Annotated in this window: 12 protein-coding genes; 3 read left to right on the forward strand and 9 right to left on the reverse strand. The window is 68.5% G+C overall.

Annotated elements, in window-relative coordinates; all coding sequences use genetic code 11:
* Positions 1–24: 24 nt before the first annotated feature.
* From PTT45_RS08080 to PTT45_RS08090, 3 genes are read right to left on the reverse strand one after another with little or no spacing between them, the layout of a single operon-like run.
* Positions 25–5,463, reverse strand: coding sequence for a trifunctional serine/threonine-protein kinase/ATP-binding protein/sensor histidine kinase (locus PTT45_RS08080; RefSeq protein WP_273812573.1), 5,439 nt, complete (start codon positions 5,461–5,463; stop codon positions 25–27).
* Positions 5,460–5,816 carry a response regulator gene (locus PTT45_RS08085; RefSeq protein ID WP_273812574.1) on the reverse strand — a complete coding sequence of 119 codons (357 nt, stop codon included), beginning with the start codon at positions 5,814–5,816 and terminating at the stop codon, positions 5,460–5,462. Before PTT45_RS08085 ends, PTT45_RS08080 begins: the two co-directional genes overlap by 4 nt.
* A 46-nt stretch (positions 5,817–5,862) precedes the next feature.
* Positions 5,863–6,843 (reverse strand): response regulator, encoded by a 981-nt coding sequence (locus tag PTT45_RS08090; protein ID WP_273812576.1) that lies wholly within the window; start codon positions 6,841–6,843, stop codon positions 5,863–5,865.
* Positions 6,844–7,030: 187 nt separating this feature from the next.
* Between PTT45_RS08090 and PTT45_RS08095 the strand changes: the two genes are divergently transcribed.
* Positions 7,031–7,939, forward strand: coding sequence for a LysR family transcriptional regulator (locus PTT45_RS08095; RefSeq protein ID WP_273812578.1), 909 nt, complete (start codon positions 7,031–7,033; stop codon positions 7,937–7,939).
* A 78-nt stretch (positions 7,940–8,017) separates the two neighbouring features.
* On the opposite strand, the gene PTT45_RS08100 is transcribed toward PTT45_RS08095, so the two are convergent.
* The gene (locus PTT45_RS08100; RefSeq protein WP_273812579.1) at positions 8,018–8,449 is read right to left on the reverse strand and encodes a DoxX family protein; all 432 of its coding nucleotides are present in this window, start codon (positions 8,447–8,449) and stop codon (positions 8,018–8,020) included.
* A 240-nt stretch (positions 8,450–8,689) separates the two neighbouring features.
* Here PTT45_RS08100 and PTT45_RS08105 point away from each other — a divergent pair, with 240 nt between their 5' ends.
* Both PTT45_RS08105 and ycaC read left to right on the forward strand, forming a co-directional pair.
* Positions 8,690–10,288, forward strand: coding sequence for an MFS transporter (locus tag PTT45_RS08105; RefSeq protein WP_443218161.1), 1,599 nt, complete (start codon positions 8,690–8,692; stop codon positions 10,286–10,288).
* A 29-nt stretch (positions 10,289–10,317) separates the two neighbouring features.
* Entirely contained in the window at positions 10,318–10,941 is a 624-nt protein-coding gene (gene ycaC, locus PTT45_RS08110; protein ID WP_043310293.1) for an isochorismate family cysteine hydrolase YcaC, read from the forward strand.
* A gap of 3 nt (positions 10,942–10,944) precedes the next feature.
* On the opposite strand, the gene PTT45_RS08115 is transcribed toward ycaC, so the two are convergent.
* From PTT45_RS08115 to PTT45_RS08135, 5 genes are all read right to left on the reverse strand, one after another.
* A complete protein-coding gene (locus PTT45_RS08115; protein ID WP_273812582.1) occupies positions 10,945–11,364 on the reverse strand; it encodes a helix-turn-helix domain-containing protein in 420 nt (139 codons plus the stop codon).
* A 145-nt stretch (positions 11,365–11,509) separates the two neighbouring features.
* Positions 11,510–12,460, reverse strand: a complete 951-nt coding sequence (locus PTT45_RS08120) for a GlxA family transcriptional regulator (RefSeq protein WP_273812583.1) — start codon at positions 12,458–12,460, stop codon at positions 11,510–11,512.
* A gap of 122 nt (positions 12,461–12,582) precedes the next feature.
* Entirely contained in the window at positions 12,583–14,421 is a 1,839-nt protein-coding gene (locus PTT45_RS08125; protein WP_273812805.1) for an amidohydrolase, read from the reverse strand.
* 134 nt (positions 14,422–14,555) lie between these two features.
* Entirely contained in the window at positions 14,556–15,119 is a 564-nt protein-coding gene (locus tag PTT45_RS08130) for an antibiotic biosynthesis monooxygenase (protein ID WP_273812584.1), read from the reverse strand.
* Between the two features lie 10 nt (positions 15,120–15,129).
* Positions 15,130–16,096: alpha/beta hydrolase (locus tag PTT45_RS08135; protein WP_273812586.1), on the reverse strand; the 967-nt coding region annotated here is incomplete at its 5' end.

Genomic DNA, 16,096 nt, shown 5'->3' on the forward strand with positions numbered 1-16,096 from the left:
GCTCCTGAAAAGTTCTGAAACCTTTCAGCCGCCGGAGTGGCCGGGCAGGGTGAAGAAGAACAGGTTCTCGTCGTGGCGCCCGCGGGTGGCGCCGAGCACGCCGCTGTGGGCGGAGATGATCGAGGCACAGATGGCCAGGCCCATGCCCATGCCGGTGGCCTTGGTACTGAAGAAGGCCTGGAACACCTTGCCGAGTTTCTCCGCCGGCACGCCTGGGCCGCTGTCCTCGACCGTGACCAGCACTTCCTGGCCGATCAGCCGGGCCTGAATGCTCAGGTGCCGGGTGCTGGGCGGCAGCGCCAGCATGGCCTCCACGGCGTTGCTGATCAGGTTGCGCAGTACCTGCTGCAGCTGGATGGTGTCGCCGAGTACCGGGAGCGCCGGCGCCAGTTGCAGGGTCACGCCGACGTGCTTGTCCTCCAGGTCGGCGCGGGTGATCTCCAGCACCTGGCGGATCACCGGCTCCAGGTCCAGCGCCTTGCGCGCCAGTGGCTTGCGCCTTGCCAGGGTGCGCATGGCGCGGACGATGTCGGCGGCGCGCTGGCTCTCGTCGAGGATGTCGCGCAGGCCTTCCAGGGCGTCTTCCAGGGACGGCTGCGGGCGATCCAGCCAGCGCAGGCTGGCGCCGGCGTTGGACAGGATCGAGGCCAGCGGCTGGTTGATCTCGTGGGCGATGGAGGCAGCCAGCTCGCCGAGCATAGTGGCCTGGGAGGTGCGGTCCAGCTCGGCACGCGCGGCGCGCAGGGCGACTTCCGCCTGGCGCCGCTGGCTGATGTCGCAGACCACGCCGATGAAGGTGTCGCTGCCGTCCGGCTCGCCCGCCAGTTCGAGGTGCCGGGAAGTGCCGTCCAGCGCTACGGTGCGGAACTCCAGGCGGAACGCCTGCTGGTAGCGCAGCGCTTCGTCCAGGGTGCGCACGAAGCGCGGCCGGTCATCGGCATGTACCAGGATGGCCGCATCGCGCAGGTGCTCATCGTCCGCCGGCACCGGCAGGCCCAGCTCGGCGACCAGCTGCGGCGACCAGAACGAGCGCTCGCTCTGGTGGCGCCAGAGGAAGGTGCCGTAGTGGCTCACCGCCTGGCCGATGGCGAGTAGCGCCTGGGTGCGCTGCAGGGTGCCCTCGCTGTCGCGCCGGCGCTGGTTCTCCGCCAGCAGGTCGCCATACAGGCGGGCGGTGCTCAGGGAAATCGCCGCCTGCGCGGCGAGCAGCTCCAGCACGTCGACCCGCGCCGGCTCGAAGGCGCCCTGGGTCAGGCAGTTCTCCAGGTACAGCGCGCCTATCGCCTCGTTCTGCTTGAGCAACGGCACGCACAGCAGGGAGCCGTTCTCGACTCGCGCCAGGTAGGCATCCTCGCCGAAGCGGCGATAGGCATCGGTGCCGCTCAGCAGCAGAGGTTCGCGCTGACGCATGGCGTGGCGGACCAGGCTCAGCGGCGCAGCCGCGACGGCGCTCGGAGGCGGTCGCAGGCGTACGTCGATGCCGCGGCTGCCGGCCAGGCCGGTGGCGGCTACCTGCAGGCCGCCTTCGTCGTTGAGCAGCAGGGCGGTGTAGGTGGCGCCAGCGTGCATGGCGGCGTTGGCCAGCAGCGTTTCGATCAGCGCGTCCGGCTCGATTTCGCGTGACAGCGCCTGGCAGGCGCGGGTGATCGACAGCAGGTCGAGCTGCTGGTTGCCCTGCAGGGCCTGGGTGCCGGCCCGCGGCGCCGGTTGCTCGCGCAGGAAGGCGTGCTCGGTTTCCAGCTGCTGGGCCAGGGTCTTCGCGCCCCACCTGCGCCAGGCGTCACGGGCCTGGCGCAGGTGGGTCTGCGCGCCGACCTGCAGGCCGAGGCTCTGGTAGCCGCGCGCAGCCATCTCGTGGGACAGCCCTTTGAGGTGGATGGCACCGCATTGCTCGGCCTTGGCGACGGCCTCCTCGTAGCCCTGCAGCGCTTCCAGGTTGCGGCCCTGCAGGCGCAGCAGCTCGGCCTCGGCCAGGGCCAGACGGTCGGAGAAGTAGCGCGGGTTGAGCTCGGCCCACAGGCGCAGGTGCTGCATCGGCAGGTCGAATTCCTGCGGCCGGCCGCTGGCCGTCTGCAGGGCGGCGCGGTTGAGCACGCTGAACAGCGCCAGGTCGATCAGGTGGATATGCGCCGGTACCGCCCAGGTCAGCGTCCAGGCCTGATCGAGATGGGCGGCGGCGCCTTCGAAATCGCCCTCCAGGAAATGCAGCAGGCCCTCGAACAGCTGCCACCAGAAGTGCAGCGGCCCCATGCTGCTACGAGCCACCCGCTCGGCCAGCTCCTCGAAGGGCGGGATCGGGATGCTGCCGGGGCTGTCACCAGCCAGGCGGCGAATGTAGCGGGCCTGGGCGTGGAGGATGCTCTGGGCGTCGATGAACTCCAGGTTCCTGGCCAGCACCAGGCCGGCGTCGATCTGCCGCAGCATGCGTTCGATGGGCGCGCCGAGCACCAGCAGGTCGGAAACGATGTGGTTGTTGGCGTAGCAGGCGAAACTCGGCGAACCCTGTGCCAGGCTGGCGCGGAAGGCCGACTCGGCGCACTCCAGGGCGAAGGGCAGCGGGCGGGTCCAGACGCTGACCTGATCCAGCGCCACCAGCACTGCTACCCGGCTGGCGGTGTGGCGCGGTTGCTCGGTCAGGCGCCGCGCCGTGGCGGCGTACTGGTAGCCGAGCTGGTACTGGTCCAGGTGGTGGGCGGCGGCCACGCCGAGCCAGGCCAGTGCGTGTACGGCGGCCGTGCACATGCCGTGGTGCAGGGTCAGGCTGGCGATGCGGCAGCTGCTCAGCAGCATCAGGTCGGGGGCGATGAACGAGCCCGGTATGACCACTGCGGAGAGCAGTTCGATCACCGCTTGGATATCCGGATTGGCGATCTCGGGCAGCTCGGCGAAGACCTCCGGCGCGCGACCGTGGAGCGCGATCTGCAGGGCCAGCCAGGCCTGTTCGGCATGGCCCTGGCCGGCTTCCAGCGGCAGGCTCACGCCCAATTCGCTCAGGCCGGCAATGGCGGTGGCGACGGCGCCGGCATAGTCGCCGCGCAGCGAGCGAATCTCGCATTTGAAGCGGTACAGCTCGGCGCGTTGCAGCGGCGCCTCGGTGCACTCCAGCAGCGCGCTGGCATGCTGGTCGGCCATGACATAGTCAGCGTTGAGGATCAGCCCCTGGCCGATCAGCAGGGCCAGTTCGCGGGCCAGCTCCGGATCGGCTCCGCTCTGCGCGGCCAGCAGGTGCTGGGCATGCTGCAGATAGTCGAGCGCGGTGGCGGCTGCGGCGGCAGCCATGGCCAGGCGCGCGGCGCGCATCAGCAGCGCGATGAAGGCCTGGCGCTGTTCGGGCTGCAGCGGCGCATCGCCGATGCGCAGCATCTGCGTGGCGACGCGGAACACGGCTTCCGCCTCTGCGTCTTCCTCTGGCAGCAGAGCGAGAAGGGCGCTGGCGAATTCCACGCCCATGGTTCCATGCTCGGCCGCGGGGATTGCCGCCCTGGCCGACTCCCAGACGATGTCGTGGCTGAAGCTCAGGCCCTCGTGGTTCTCCACCACCAGGCCGGCCTTGAACGCCGGGCGCAGCAGCTGCAGCAGCTGTTGTGGAGAGCAGGCATGGACCGCCGCCAGGCTGGGCAGCGGCGTCTGGTTGCCGAGTATCGCCAGTGCGCCGAGCACCTCGCGGGTGCGCTGCGGCAGGCGTTGCAGGCGCATCTGCAGCAGCGTCGTGACGTCGTCCAGCAGTGATAGCGACTGGCTGTCGCGCTCGCCACTGGCGGTCTCGCGCAGCAGGGCGCTGAGTTGCGTGAGGTACAGCGGGTTACCGTTGCCGCGTTGCTGCAGATGCTCGGCCAGCAGCGCCTGCTCGTCGTCCCGCAGGTCCGGCTCCGCCTGCAACAGGGCGCCGATTTCGCTCGGGCTCAGCGGTTGCAGGGCGATTTCCCGAGTGCGCGCGCCGAGGCTGCGGCACTGTTCGAGCAGCGCCGTCAGGCTGCCGGGCGCCTGGGAGTCCTCGGGGCGGTAGGCGGCTATCAGCAGCAGATGATCGAAGCTGGAGGGCGGCAGCTCGACGAGGAAGGTGGCGCTTTCTTCGTCGAGCCACTGCACGTCGTCGAGGAACAGCAGCAGCGGCCGTTCCTGCCCAGCCAGCACCGCCAGCAGGCGCTGCAGCATGCCGTGCAGGTGGCGGCGGGCCTCGCTCACCGGTGGCGGGTTGGGGTTGCTGGGCAGCGCGCCGGTCAGCCACTCCAGCTCCGGAATCAGGCGTGCCAGCAGGTCGCCGTTGTGGCCGACGGCCTCGCGCAGCAACTGGCGCCAGTGGCTCACCTGATCCGGCGTTTCGCCGGCCAGGCGGGCGAACAGCGAGGACAGGGCGGCGGAGAGGGCGGCATAGGGCAGGCGGTGACGCGACAGCTCGCACTTGCCGTTGGCGAACAGCAGCATCTCGGCGTCCTGCTCACGGCGTAGCTGGCGCACCAGCGAGGTCTTGCCGATGCCTGCCTCGCCGCTGATCAGTACGGCGCCGCCCAGGCCCTGACGCAGGCGGGCGACGGCGCTGCGCAGGGTTTCCAGTTCCGCGGTGCGTCCGACCAGATCGGTGGCGCGGTTGCCGGGCGTTGTGGGCGATACGCGGCTGATGCTGCCGTTCTCGCGCCACTCGTCCAGGCAGCGGCGCAGCTCGACCTCCAGTTGCTGGGCCGAGTCGGGGCGCTGGCCTGGCTGCTTGGCCATCAGCCAGGCGAGCAGGTCGTCGAGGGCGGGCGGCAGGCCAGGGCGATGCTGGCTCAGGGTGGGCGCCGGCACGGCCACGTGCTGGTGCAGCCAGCGCACCGGGTCGGTAGCGCTGAACGGCAGCCGGCCGCTGAGCAATTCGAAGAAGCTGACACCCAGGGCATAGAGATCGCCGCGCGGCGACACGCTCTGTTCGGGCGGCAGGTAGGCCAGGCTGGCATCGGGCAGCGGTGGCGTGCCCTCGCTGCAGCCATCGGCGCGGGCGGTGAAGGCGAAGCCGGTCAGGCGTACCACGCCGTCGCGGCCGAGGATCAGGTTGTCCGGGCGGATATCGCGGTGCAGCATGCCGTGCCGGTGCATCTGCGCCAGCGCCGAGCTGGCGCCTATGGCCAGCTGCAGGAAGCGCTCTACCGAAAGCGGTATGGCGGCCACGGCGGAGAGCGGGCGGCCGCCGTCCTCGTCGAGTACCAGCAACGGCCCCTCGGCCGTGCTCAGGCGCGCCAGGGGCGGCACTGCCCAGGGCTGCGCGAGGCCGGGGCCGAGGGCGTATTCGCGGTCCAGGCGCGCCAGTTCCCACAGCGAGGCGCGCGGGCTGGCGCGGACCACCAGCCACTGGCGGCCGGCACGGGCGTCGCGCACGCGCCAGCGGCTCAGCTCGCCGGCACGGTCGAGGCCGCGCCACTCGACGATCTCGAGCCAGGCTTCGTCGAAGCTCGGGTTGCCTGCCAGTAGTGGTGACGGGGCGTTCATGGCTGCTCTGCCAGGCTGAGGGCGATGGCTTGCAGCAGCTGTTCGGCGGTAAAGGGCTTGGCCAGGAAATGGATTGCGCCGAGGGCCAGCGTCTCGGCGACCTGCTGTTCGTTGGCATGGGCCGACATGCTGATCACCGGCCGCTCACCATTCAGTGCGCGCAGCACCTCAGGCCCCTGCAGTCCGAGCATCTGCAGGTCGAGCAGCACGCAGGCGGCCTGCACGCGCCAGGGCGACGCGAGGAAGTTCTCCCCCGATTCGAAGCACACTGGCTGGTAGCCCGCCGACCGCAACAGGTTGGCGATGCCCTTGCGAACGGAGAGCTCGTCGTCGATGACGCAAACGACCTGCATGTACGGCCTGCGGAGAGTTGAGGGGCGGGACGCCGGTGAGCATCGCTCAGGCCGGCTCGGCGTGGAGTTCCGGGAGCATGCCTAGCGCCCGTCCTACCATCAACAGGTCTACCAGTGTCTTTGTGCGCAGTTTTGTCATGATGTGCTTTTTGTGCACCTTGACCGTCACTTCCTGCAGGCCCAGCTCGCTGGCGATCTCCTTGTTTAGGTGCCCGCGCAGCAGCTGCGCGAAGATCTGCCGCTCGCGCTCGGTCAGGGCCTGGTAGCGCTCCTGCAGCGAGCGGCACAGGCTGCTCTCGGCGTAGCGGCTGTGGGCGCGCTGCATCGCCTCGCGCACGGCGGTAAGCAACTGCTGCTCATCCACCGGCTTGGTCAGGAAGCCTTCCGCGCCGGCCTTCATGGCGCGCACCGACATGTCGATGGTGCCGAAGCCGGTCATGAATACGATGGGCATGGGCGCCTGGCGACGGGCCAGCTCGTCGAGCAGGTCGAAGCCGCTGCCGTCGCTCAGGCGCACGTCGAGCAGCAGGCAGGCGGGGCGTTCGAAGGAGCAGGCGGCGAGGAACGCGGCCGCCGAGTCGTGGCCGCTGGCGGCGATGCCCATGGAGCGCAGCAGGCGTACCAGCGCCGCACAGACCGCCGGCTCGTCGTCCACCACGTGGACATGGGCCTGGGACTTCCAGGCCTCGTCGGCGTCGGGTTGCGGGACGGGAGCGGCAGCAACCGGCTGCTGGGAGCGGGCTCCGAGATTGAGCCGATAGCCGCGGCGCGGCACGGTTTCCAGCAGCTGCTGGTCCAGCTCGAGAAGGCGGCGCAGGGTGGAAATCTGCACCTGCAGGTTGTTCTCTTCGACCACGCTGTCGGGCCAGATGGCGGTGATCAGCTCGTCCTTGGTCACCAGGCGATTGGGCGCGGCAAGCAGCACTTCCAGGATGGCGAACGCGCGGCTGCCGAGACGGACCGGCCTACCATGTAGAAAGGCCTCCCGACGCTCGACCGAGAGCCATGCTTCGCCTAGCTGGATCATGTCATTACTCTTTGATTACAAAGTGAATTTTATTTTTTATTTACGGCAGGATGGTTTCACCGTAGAGGATGCGAAACGGCTTCTCAAGTCTATATTGGTCATCGCGAGAATTCGCACAAATGTTCAAGTCGGTGCCTTGCCTGCGTGCTCCAATAGCAGGAGTAACCGCATATCCGGATGAGGGTCGATGAACCGAAACGAGCTGCGTCACCTCGACATGAACCTGCTGGTGGTGTTCGAGGCGCTGATGATCGAGCGCAACCTGACCCGCGTGGGCGAGAAGCTGTTCATCACCCAGTCCACCGTCAGCGCCGCGCTCAGCCGGCTGCGTGACCTGTTCGACGACCCGCTGCTGATTCGCAACGGCCGGCAGATGGAGCCGACGCCGCGGGCGCTGCACATTTTCGAAGAGGTGCGTCCGGCGATGGACGTGATCTCCGCCGCGGTCAGCCGGGCCAAGGCCTTCGACCCGGCCAGCAGCTGCAACGTGTTCCGCCTGGGGCTGTCGGACGATGCCGAATTCGGCCTGTTCCCATCGCTGCTCAACTCGTTGCAGCAGGAGGCGCCGAACATCGTGGTGGTGGTGCGTCGCGCCAACTTCCTGCTGATGCCGGGGCTGCTGTCCTCCGGCGAGATATCGGTGGGCGTCAGCTACACCACCGACCTGCCGGCCACCGCCAAGCGCCGCAAGCTGCGCGATATCGGCGTGCGCGTGCTGCGTGGCGACGACCGCCCCGGCCCGCTGACCCTGGACGAATACTGCGAGCGCCCTCATGTGATGGTGTCGTTCTCCGGCGACCTGTCCGGCAACATCGACGCCGACCTGGCGCGTGTCGGTCGCAGCCGCCGAGTGGTGCTGGCGGTGCCGCAGTTCGGCAGCCTGCGCGCGCTGTTGCGTGGCACCGAGATGATCGCCACGGTGCCGGACTACGCCGCCTGCACCCTCGCCGACGACGGCAGCCTGCGCGCCGAGGAGGCGCCCTTCGAAGTGCAGCCCGCTGAGCTGTCGATGGTCTGGAGCGGCGCCTACGACAGCGACCCGGCCGAGAGCTGGTTGCGCGAACGCATCCGCCAGCACATGGCGAGCGGCGGCTGAAGCCTGGCATTGGTTGGCGCGGTAAGCATTCCCGCGCCGATCACCCTTCTTCTCTCGCCGCCTAGGCGACTGGCCAGGTCAACTCGCCTGGTGCACGGCGCTGCGCTGCAGCAGGCGAGTCACCACCAGTGGACCGGGGCCGCTCAGCGCCAGGCCGGCATACAGCACCAGTAGCAGCCAGGCGAACTGGCCCTGTTCCAGGCTCCATTCCGGGTGCACGACCGCCAGCGAAACCAGCAGCACGGCCATCACCGGCAGGCAGGCCAGGCGCGCCCAGATGCCGAGGATCAGCAGCAGCGGGCAGAGCACCTCGGCGAACAGCGCCAGACTCAGGGTCAGGGCTGCGCCCAGGCCGAACGGGTCCTCGATGCGCTGCAGTTCGCCGGACCAGTCCAGCGCCTTGGGCAGGCCATGGACCAGGAGTAGCAGCAACGCGGCGCCGACGCGCAACAGCAGCAGGCCCCAGGGCGGGGAGGCGGGCAGGGCGAGGCTCGGTGGGAAGCTGGGCATGAGAAATCTCCGCGGGAATGAGCGGCCACTATCGGTGCCCGCCGGCGGCATTTCTTGGCCTCATGTGCTGCCTGTAGCGGCTGGCCGGCGCTACCCGGCGCCCAGCGCAGCCTGAGCCGCACGCGCAAAGAAGCACATCGGTGCAAGCCCGAACGCGCCTGGTTGCGGATAGTGACGACATTCCCTTGGAGAGTTCGTCATGAGCAGCAGCGACGCGCGCCAGCACACCGGGCGAGGCGCATGGACAAGACCCTGAACAATGCCTCCGCGTCGGCCTGGGCGCCGCTGCGCAGCACAGTGTTTCGCTGGCTGTGGCTGGCGAGCATCGCCTCCAACATCGGCACCTGGATGCACGAGGTCGGCGCCGGCTGGTTGATGACCTCGCTGTCCGCCAGCCCGCTGGCGGTGGCCATGGTGCAGGTGGCAGGCGCATTGCCGATCTTCATGCTGGCGCTGCCGGCGGGTGCCCTGGCCGATATTGTCGACAAGCGTCGCTATCTGCTGGCGGTGCAATTGTGGATGGCGGCCATCGCCCTGGCTCTGGCTTTGCTCACCCTGGGCGGGCAGATGAACGTGACTCTGCTCCTGCTGCTGACCTTCGGCATGGGCATCGGCACGGCGCTGATGATGCCGGCCTGGTCGGCGCTTGCACCCGAGGTGGTCGAGCGCGATGCGCTGCCGGCGGCGGTCGCGCTCTCCAGCCTGGGCGTCAACGTCGCGCGGGCCATCGGCCCGGCGCTGGCCGGCATCCTGGTCAGCTTGAGCGGGCCCTGGCTGACCTTCGCCCTGAACGCCGTGTCGTTCTTCGCGGTGATCGGCGCGCTGCTGCTGTGGAAGCGCGCGCCGAGTGAGACGGTGCTGCCGGCCGAGCGGCTGTTCGGCGCGATCCGTGCCGGCGCCCGCTATGCCCGCAGCGCGCGGCCGCTACAGGCGGTACTGGTACGCACCGTGGCGTTCTTCCTCGGCGCCAGCGCCGGCATGGCGCTGCTACCGGTACTGGTGCGCCGTGAGATGGGCGGTACCGCGCTGGACTACGGCATCCTGCTTGGCTGCGTCGGCCTCGGCGCTATCGGCGGTGCCATGCTGCTACCGCGCCTGCGCGCGCGTTTCGGTGGTGATGCTCTGGTGCTGGCCGCCAGCCTGGCCTACGCGGCGGTGCTGTTCGGTCTTGCCTGGTTGCGTGAGTTCGCTTGGCTGGCGCCGCTGATGCTGCTCAGCGGCGCGGCGTGGATCGCCGTGCTGTCCAGCCTGCAGCTGGCGGCGCAGACCTCGGTGCCGGCCTGGGTACGAGCGCGTGCGCTGTCCGTCTACATCCTGGTGTTCTTCGGCGCCTCCGCTATTGGCGGTATCGCCTGGGGCGCACTGACCAGCCATTTCTCCCTGGCCTGGGCCTTCGCTGGTGGCGGCGCGCTGCTGGTGCTGGGGCTGCTGACGCGCCTGTGGTTCCGCCTGCCGGCGACCCAGGTCGACGATCTGGCGCCGTCGCTGCACTGGCCGACGCCGATCCTGGATGAGGCGCTGGATCGCGAGCGCGGCCCGGTGCTGGTCACCGTGGAGTACCGCATCGCCGCGGAGGATGCTGCCGCCTTCCGCCTGGCCATGCATGACGTGCGGCGCATGCGCCGGCGCAACGGCGCCTTCTCCTGGGCGCTGCTGCAGGACAGCGAGGACCCCAGCCTGTGGCAGGAGCTGTTCTTCGACGAATCCTGGCTCGAGCACCTGCGCCACCACGGCCGCGTTACCCGCGCCGAACAACGCATCGAGGCCGCCGCGCGGCGCTACCAGCAACCCGGCGAGCCGGTGCGCATCCGCCATCTGCTCGCCGCCCCACGCCACTGAATTCAACCCGAAAGCAAGGAGTGTCAGCCATGTCCGTTCCCTACAAGCGCCTGAACAAGGACGACGCCGTCGTTCTGCTGGTCGACCATCAGTCCGGCCTGATTTCCCTGGTGCAGGACTTCACCCCCAGCGACTTCAAGAACAACGTCCTGGCCCTCGGCGCCGTGGCCAAGTTCTTCAACCTGCCGACCATCCTCACCACCAGCTTCGAGCAGGGCCCCAACGGCCCGCTGGTGCCGGAACTCAAGGAACTGTTCCCGGATGCGCCGTACGTTGCCCGTCCTGGCCAGATCAACGCCTGGGACAACGAGGACTTCGTCGCCGCGATCAAGAAGACCGGCCGCAAGCAGCTGATCATCGCGGGTGTGGTGACTGACGTGTGCGTGGCCTTCCCGGCCCTGTCGGCGATTGCCGAGGGCTTCGACGTGTTCGTCGTCACCGACGCATCCGGCACCTTCGACAAGACCGTGCAGCAGGCTGCCTGGGCGCGCATGAACGCCGCCGGCGTGCAGCTGATGAACTGGTTCAGCGTGGCGTGCGAGCTGCACCGCGACTGGCGCAACGACATCGAAGGGCTGGGCAACCTGCTGTCCAACCACATCCCCAACTACCGCAACCTGATGACCAGCTACTTCACCCTGATCGGCAAGTAAGTATCAGCTGGCCCGGCGCAGCCGCTCGAGCCGCCACAGGCTCGGCGGCATGCCGGTCTGGCGGGTGAACACGCGCGACAGGTGCGCCTGGTCGGCGAAGCCGCAGTCCTGGGCGATGTCGGCAATCGAACGCGTGCCCAGCAGCAATTGCTGGGCACGCTGCAGGCGCTGCCGGGTCAGCCACTGGTGTGGCGACATGCCGGTGCTGCCGTGGAAGGCGCGGGAGAAATGGCAGCGCGACAGGCCACACTCGCGAGCCAGTTCCATGATGCTCAGGCCGCTGTTCAGGTTGGCTTCGAGCAGCTGCTTGGCCTGGCGTTCCTGCCAGGCCGACAGGCGCTCGCCCTGTGGTTGGCGCAGGTCGATATTCACTACCTGGCGTTGCGGACTGCCGAACTCCGGTGCTGTCTGGCGGATGCCCATGCGCGCGTTCTCCCTGGTGCAGAGGATCGTGCCGCGCTGGGCGAAGCCTGGCGCAGCATGGGAGAAATCATCGCGTCGTCGCGCTCAGTGGGGTAGCGAAGGGTGGGGGCCGGAACCGCCAACGCGGGGCCGGAAACGGACAGCTTCAGCCGAACTGGTGGCGGTACTGCGCGGGGGTGAGACCGAGTCGATCATTGAACCGCACGCGCATGCAGCGCACGCTGCGGAAGCCGGCGCGGTAGGCCACGGTCTTCAGCGGCAGGTCGCTGGTCTCCAGCAGGTTGCGGGCACGGTCGATGCGCGCGCCCTGCACGAATTCCATGGGCGTGAGACGGGTCTCGCGGGAGAACACGCGGGTGAAATTTCGCGCACTCATGCCGGCCACGCCGGCCAGGCGCTCGACGTTGAGGTCCTCTTCCAGATTCTCCAGGGCGTAATGCTGGGCGCGGCTGACCGGCGATTCCTCGCGTGCCACTTCGGCCAGCATTGGGCTGAACTGGGCCTGCCCGCCCTGGCGCTTGGTGGCCACCAGCAACACCTTGGCCACGCTGACTGCCACCTGCTTGCCGTGGTCCTCGGCGAGGATGGCCAGGGCCATGTCGATGCCGGCGGTGATGCCGCCCGAGGTGATCAGGTCGCCATCGCTGATGTAGATCTGGTCGGTGCCGACGCAGGCATTGGGAAAACGCTTGGCCAGGCGCTCGGTGTAGTTCCAGTGGGTGGTCACCTGGCGACCGTCGAGCAGGCCGGCCTCGCCGAGCAGGAAGGCGCCGGTGCAGATCGAGCCATAGCGGCGTGAGGTGGCCACGGCATCGCGCAGCCAGGGCAGCAGTTCTGCGTGTTCACCGTTATAGGCGCCGGGGCCACCGGGGATCAGCAGCAGGTCGAATTGGCTGGGGGCATCGGTCAGTACGTGGTCGGCCAGCATGCACAGACCGTTGGAGGCGCGCACCGTGGGCTCGGTGCTGCTGATGGTGCAGATGCGGTACTGGTCGGCGGGAGCCAGGTAGCGATTGGCGAGGGAGAACACTTCGATAGGTCCTGCCACGTCCAACATCAGTACTTCGGGAAACAGCAGGATCGCCACGTTCTTCATGCTGCGGTCGCATCGGCTCAGGAAAGGGAAGAAGAACAGAATAGCAATTCTTCCCAACGCCGGGGACCCGCGAGATAGAGCCCACGCGCCGGCTCAGTGGCCGGCGCGTGGGTGGCTGCGCATCAGAAGGCGAAGCAGGAGCAGCCGAACGCCCCCCAGAAGCCCTGGAAGTCGCTGATCGGCACCGACGACTGGCGCGCCCGTTCGTGGCTGTGGGCGTGCACGGCGCAGCTGCCGATGCACTGGTGCACGGCGGCCACCAGTGGCGCGGCGGGTTTCCAGTGGCCGGGGACCTTGGCCACCGGCGACCAGTCGGGCAGCACCGGCAGTTGCGGCGGGCCGAGCTTGTCGAACTCGGCGGCCGAGTAGACCACCTCGCCGCCGACCACGGTCAGCACCGACTCGATCCACTTGATGGCTTCTTCCTCGATGCTGAAGAAGTCCGCCGACAGAGCGGTCAGGTCCGCCAGCTGGCCGACCTTGATCTGGCCCTTCTTGCCTTGTTCGCTGGAGAACCAGGCGCTGCCGTGGGTAAACAGTTGCAGCGCGGTCTCACGCGGCAGGCCCTGGGGATACAGCTCCAGGCCGCCGACGGTCTTGCCGCTGACCATCCAGTATAGCGAGGTCCAGGGGTTGTAGCTGGCCACGCGGGTGGCATCGGTGCCGGCGCCCACCGGCACGCCCTCGGCCAGCATGCGCTGGATCGGCGGGGTGGCCTCGGCGGCCTTGGCGCCGTAGCGGTCGACGAAGTACTCACCCTGGAAGGCCATGCGGTGCTGGATGGCGATGCCGCCGCCCAGTGCGCGCACGCGCTCGATGTTCTTCGGCGTGATGGTTTCGGCGTGGTCGAAGAACCAGGGCAGGCCGTTGAACGGGATGTCGCGGTTGACCTTCTCGAACACGTCGAGCATGCGCGAGATGGATTCGTCGTAGGTGGCGTGCAGGCGGAACGGCCAGCGCTGCTCCACCAGGTGGCGCACCACCGGTTCCAGTTCGGCTTCCATGGTGCCGGGCAGGTCCGGGCGCGGTTCGAGGAAGTCCTCGAAGTCGGCGGCGGAGAACACCAGCATCTCGCCGGCGCCGTTGTGGCGCAGGAAGTCGTCGCCCTGGCCGGGTTTGACGATCTTGCTCCAGTGCTGGAAGTCGGCCAGCTCTTCCTTGGGCTTCTGGGTGAACAGGTTGTAGGCGATGCGCACGGTCAGCTGCTTGTCCTTGGCCAGCTGCTCGATCACCTGGTAGTCGTCCGGGTAGTTCTGGTAGCCGCCGCCGGCGTCGATGGCGCTGGTCACTCCCAGGCGGTTGAGCTCGCGCATGAACTGGCGGGTGGAGTTGACCTGATACTCCAGCGGCAGCTTCGGCCCCTTGGCCAGGGTGGCGTAGAGGATCATCGCGTTGGGCCGGGCGATCAGCATGCCGGTGGGTTCGCCGTTGGCATCGCGGACGATCTCGCCACCAGGCGGGTTGGGCGTGTTCTTGTCGTAGCCGACTACGCGCAGAGCAGCGCGGTTGAGCAGGGCGCGGTCGTACAGGTGGAGGAGGAACACCGGGGTGTCCGGCGCGGCCTTGTTGATCTCGTCGAGGGTCGGCAGGCGCTTCTCGGCGAACTGGAATTCGTTCCAGCCGCCGACCACCCGCACCCACTGCGGAGTCGGGGTACGGTCGGCCTGGTCCTTGAGCATGCGCAGGGCATCGGCCAGCGAGGGCACGCCTTCCCAGCGCAGTTCCAGGTTGTAGTTGAGGCCACCACGGATCAGGTGCAGGTGCGAGTCGTTGAGGCCCGGGATCACCGTGCGCTTCTGCAGGTCGATCACGCGGCTGTTGCCGCCGCGCAGGGCCATGACTTCTGCGTCGCTGCCGACGGCGACGAAGCGGCCCTGGTGGATGGCCACGGCGCTGGCGTTGGGCTTCTCCCGGTCCACGGTGTGGATGCGGCCGTTGTACAGGATCAGGTCGGGGTGCATGGAGCCTCCTTTGTCGGCGCCGAAGATCGGCAGGGCGGGCCACAGCGCGCCGGCGGCGCCGAGGACCGAGGACGCCGCGAGGAAGCGGCGTCGGCTGTTGTTGGTTGGATCATTGGGCATGGGAGCCTCCGAATTCAGGGCTTGCTGAGCCAGGGGGCGAGCCAGAGGGTGACTCGGGGCATGAACAGGTAGACCACCAGCAGGACGATGGTCAGGGTGATCAGCGCATTGCTGGCGAGGTGGCCGCCGAGCCAGGGCAGGGCGGCGAACAGCGGTTGCCACAGTAGCGGTACCAGCAGGCTGAGCGGCAGGATCACGGCGAAGGTGACGCAGGCCTGTTTCCAGCGCGGCGGTGGGGCCGGTGCGTGTTCCGGGGCGAACCAGAACTCGCGGGCCGGGTGCAGCGCCAGGTCTTCGTCGGCGGCCAGCAACGGGCTGACCTCCTCGATCAGGCGCTTGCGCTCGTCGGAGCCGAGCCAGTGTTGCAGGCGCTCGGCGCCGGCGAAGCGCAGCACGCTGGTGAACAGGGCCTGCTCGCCTTCCTTGCCGCGGATCACGTCGACCCCCAGGTGTCCGGGGTAGCCCTGTGCCGCCTGGACGATGCGCCGCAGCCAGCTCTCGTAGGGATCGAGCTGGCCGCTGCGCACGCGGTGGCGGATCAGCAGGGTGACTACTTCATCGACGCTTTCCGCTGGCATGTCGTGCTTCCTATTCGAGGTGCTGCTTGAGCTCGCCACCGGCCTGGCGCATGGCGGCCTGCACGGCGGGGACATGGGCCAGCGGGTTGAGCAGGCCGTAGTCGTGGATCATGCCGTTGTAGCGCACTGCGGTGACGGTGACGCCAGCGGCGTCCAGCTTGCGCGCGTAGGCCTCGCCCTCGTCACGCAGCACGTCGAACTCGGCGGTCTGGATCAGCGTAGGTGGCAGGCCTTTCAGCTGCTCGGTCGTGGCTTGCAGTGGCGAGGCGAAGCGTTCGGCACGCTGCTTCGGGTCGGTGGTGTAGCTGTCCCAGAACCACTTCATCAGCGGCTTGGTTAGGAAGTGGCCCTGGGCGAACTGGTTGTAGGACGCGGTTTCCAGGTTGGCATCGGTCACCGGCCACAGCAGCAGCTGGAAGCGCAGTTTCGGTACACCAGCCTCTTTTGCCTTGAGTGCAACGACTGCGGCCATGTTGCCGCCGACGCTGTTGCCGGCCACGGCCAGACGCGAGCTGTCGACCTGGATGTCCTTGCCATGCTCACCGACCCACTTGGTCGCGGCGTAGGCCTGGTCGATGGCGGTCGGGTACTTGGCTTCCGGCGACGGGGTGTAGCCGACGTAGACGGCTACCGCGCCGGAGTTAACCACTAGGTCGCGGATCAGACGGGCATGGGTCGGGTAGTCGCCGAGCACCCAGCCGCCACCGTGGAAGAACATGAATACCGGCAGCTCACCCTTCACGCCTTCGGGGCGAACGATGGTCAGCGGGATCGACTGGCCGCCAGCCTGGATGGTCTTCTCCGACACGCTCACGCCGGACAGGTCGACCTTGACCGAGGCCTGGGCGCCGACCAGCACGGCACGGGCGTCTTTCGGGCTGAGGGCTTCCAGTGGCTTGCCGCCACCGGCTTCCAGGGCCTGGAGGAAGGCCTGGGTGTTGTGTTCCACGCCGGGGCTGCCGGCGGCGAAGGCTTGG

It is taken from the genome of Pseudomonas sp. Gutcm_11s, assembly GCF_028649395.1.
Lineage (GTDB): Bacteria > Pseudomonadota > Gammaproteobacteria > Pseudomonadales > Pseudomonadaceae > Aquipseudomonas.